Below are 2,932 nucleotides of genomic sequence, written 5' to 3'. Positions count from 1 at the left end.
GGTGCCATTTCTGGCGTGGTTATAGTGGATATAGAGGTTGTTCCTCCAGGGGTTGTTGAGTTTAGTCTAAGGAGCTGTCATGAGTGAGCTGATTCTCTCTGCTATGCTCCCCCGGCGGCAGGGACCCGTCGTAGAGCTAAGTGCCGAAGAGCGCGCGACCTTAACCACCATTCTTGATCTCCTCATTCCCGCAGATGGCGACTTTCCCCCTCCGTCCAGTCTCCATCTGATTGACGAGTTCCTGCGCTACCTCCGTGCTGATACGTTCCGTTACCCATCGCTCTCCCTAAGTCTGCCCCGTTTACGCGCTGTGCTGCGCGATCTTAATCTCGCCGCCGACGGCAACTTCTGCAAAGCCTGCCCCGAGCTTCAGCAAACGATACTCTGGCAGCTGGAGCAACGTGATCCGGCCTTCTTTCAGACCCTGTGGACCCTGGCCAATCACAGCTACTATGCGCGTCTGGCCATGCGAGGCCGGGCTGCCACCTCGGCTCCTCTCTCGGCGCCGGCGCCAGCGGCTGAACGCTGAGAAAGCCGGCAGGCTATTCTGGCGCATTTGGTCGCCCTTCTCTTATGGGTACCCCTGGGCTGAACCGCTCCTGCTTCCCGTCTCTTCTCACTCAGGAGCCAGAAAGAGACTGCCAGCCTGATGCGAGCATGGGAGCAGTTGTGGATGCCTGGCCGGGCCGGTAGAGAGACGCAACGGATGCTTACAACGTCGGTGGCGGGCCCCGCGGAGGTCTGGTCTTGCCAGCCAGTCAGGTTCCTCTCTGCGCAGGCGCGAGGACCAGCGGGACAGCTTCGGCGCGGGCCACGCCGCTTCCTCTCAACTCAACTTCCTTCCCCACAGCAAGCCCTTGCCTGCAAGCCTGCTATTCTCCCCATGGCCCTTGAGCCGCCTTGCACGAGTGAAGTAGATCCGACCTGTTGGCAGGCCCGCAGCCTGGCCCTGGCGGAGATCTTGCTGGGCTGGCCTGGTTCAGGCCGGGTCGCCCTCGGCGCCTGATCCTCCGACCTCCCGTCCCTGCCGCAGGCGCTCCAGCTCAGTGGCGTCGGGCACGGCGGCACTTCCCGTGAGTGCGGTCGTCGCGAGGCTGCCGCAGATGGTAGCGCAGCGCAGGGCCTCGGGCAAGGTATAGCCGCGGAGCATAGCGTAGATAAAGCCGGCATCGAAGGCATCGCCGGCTCCTGTCGGATCGACAACCTCGCTCACCGGCCAGGCGGGGCAGTACCAGAGCTGCTTCTCCCGGCAGGCCAGGGCTCCCTCTGCCCCCAGCTTGATTACCACCAGGGGAGCCAACTGCGCCAGATGCCGGGCCGCCGTCTCGGGGTCGCGTGCGCCCGTCAGTGCCTCCGCCTCCAGGCGATTGGGCAGAAAGACTGAGCAGCGACGCAGGACCTCCGGCACCCGCGGGTCCCTGAGCAGCCTGGGATGCCAGCCGGTGTCGAGAAAGATCGTCATGCTCTGCTCGCTCAACAGTTCCAGGACAGGCCCCAGCCCTGGATGCAGATGAAGAAAGACCGCGCGCCAGCGGTAGCGTGCCAGCAGGGCGCGCAGCTCGTGAAGAGTCAGCGGCGGCATCAGCTCCGCCATCTGTCCCTCCTCCTCCTCCTCCTCATTCGCCTCGGCGGCGCTGGCGGCAAGGGGATGGGAGAGAGAGGAGGCCGGGGGACTGGCAGGACGCTCGACATAGGAGACAAAGCCTCGCTCTCCCTCGTGAACCAGGGCTACACTGAGCGCTGCCATGCCCTGTTCCCGCTGGCGCAGCAGATCGCTACGGATCCCGGCCCGCCTGATCTCTTCGAGCAAGTAGCGACTCAAACAATCGCTTCCCAGCTCACCGAGCAGCGCGACGCGCAGGCCAAGGCGACTGAGCGCCGCCGCCGTAGTAAAGACCGCCCCTGCTCCAATCGCAAAACGCGTCGCGTAGACCTCCTGACCGGGCGCGGGCCAGTGAGGAAGACCGCTGAAAATAAGATCCACGCAGGGATTACCGATCACCAGAACATCGAAGTCGTCGCGCTCCACAGCTACATCCGTTGCCGGCTCTCGCCAGCGGATCAGGCCAGACAGATAGCTCCTGGGCGCCAGTCGGGCTACCTGACCGGCCAGGACAGAGGAAGTAGAAGATGGGCAGAAGAAAACTGTGCCGTCTGCTGTCCTTATGCTAGGGCAGGCCCTTGTCCCTGTCAAGGGGTGCAGAGGCGCTCGAGGTCAGCGCCCGCTGAAGTCAGAGGGAGCGACCCGCGCTCAGGCGTGGTCGAGCTGCGCCAAAGGAAGGCACCAGGACTTGAAACAGGCCGGTGAGCCTTCCTGTTCTTCCTTGTTTTTCAACGGACAGCAAAGAAACAGGGAGTGATGGGGTAAGTCAACGACCCGCGGCTCAGGCCAGGGGCTGGCCTGCAGCCGAAGGTGTCGTCGGCCCGGACTTGTGGGTGGGTTGACCGCGGCCCACTGCCCCGTACCGCGGGACAGTCGAGCAGCCCTGCCGGGCGGACCCGCTTCCCCCGCCTGAGATGAGGTGAAGCCGTTGCTGCCTGCTGGTCAGTGCCGTTGGTCGCATGAGGAGCAGGATGCCCCCAGAGAGGCGGCGGTGTCACCCCGATGCGGAGCGCCAGCCGGGAGCTGTCTTCCTTCCCGGGCCCAAGCCGGGGGGCCCCAGCGGCAGGTCTTGATGGCAGAAGAGGCGCCTCAGGAACGGCGTCGCCCGTCTGCGGACGTCCGTCGTGGACCCCGAGCTGCCTCCTCAGGGGGGAGGAGGATGGGGAGGCGGCGGCCGTCTGGCTCTTCTTCCTCTGGGGCAGGCATCAGATTGCCCGGCATTCGTCCATGCTTGACCACAAAGCCATGAGGATAGGGACGCAGATCGATCAGATGGGCCTGCTCTCCATGACGGGCCAGCAAGTGTCGGCAGTGCTCTTCAGCCTCAGC

At 64.5% G+C, this 2,932-nt stretch carries 3 protein-coding genes; 1 reads left to right on the top strand and 2 read right to left on the bottom strand.

The genetic code is table 11. The annotated features are described in order from the left end of the window. Nucleotides 1-79: 79 nt before the first annotated feature. The gene (locus ACFMO7_RS08970) at nt 80-529 is read left to right on the top strand and encodes a hypothetical protein (RefSeq protein ID WP_376795148.1); all 450 of its coding nucleotides are present in this window, start codon (nt 80-82) and stop codon (nt 527-529) included. A gap of 450 nt (nt 530-979) precedes the next feature. Here ACFMO7_RS08970 and ACFMO7_RS08965 read toward each other — a convergent pair whose 3' ends face one another. Both ACFMO7_RS08965 and ACFMO7_RS08960 read right to left on the bottom strand, forming a co-directional pair. After that, nucleotides 980-2,029, bottom strand: coding sequence for a carbohydrate kinase family protein (locus tag ACFMO7_RS08965; protein WP_376795147.1), 1,050 nt, complete (start codon nt 2,027-2,029; stop codon nt 980-982). Nucleotides 2,030-2,692: 663 nt separating this feature from the next. Continuing rightward, nucleotides 2,693-2,932 (bottom strand): hypothetical protein (locus ACFMO7_RS08960; RefSeq protein WP_376795146.1); only part of this gene is annotated, 240 nt, incomplete at its 5' end.

The organism is Thermogemmatispora sp. (genome assembly GCF_042408735.1).
Classification (GTDB): domain Bacteria; phylum Chloroflexota; class Ktedonobacteria; order Ktedonobacterales; family Ktedonobacteraceae; genus Thermogemmatispora.
Note: the sequence above shows the minus strand (reverse complement) of the source record. Positions and strands in the feature narration are given on the sequence as shown.

Excerpts from the sequence above, each read along its gene's own strand:
- ACFMO7_RS08970 (WP_376795148.1), top strand. The coding sequence starts at position 80 with ATGAGTGAGCTGATTCTCTCTGCTATGCTCCCCCGGCGGCAGGGACCC.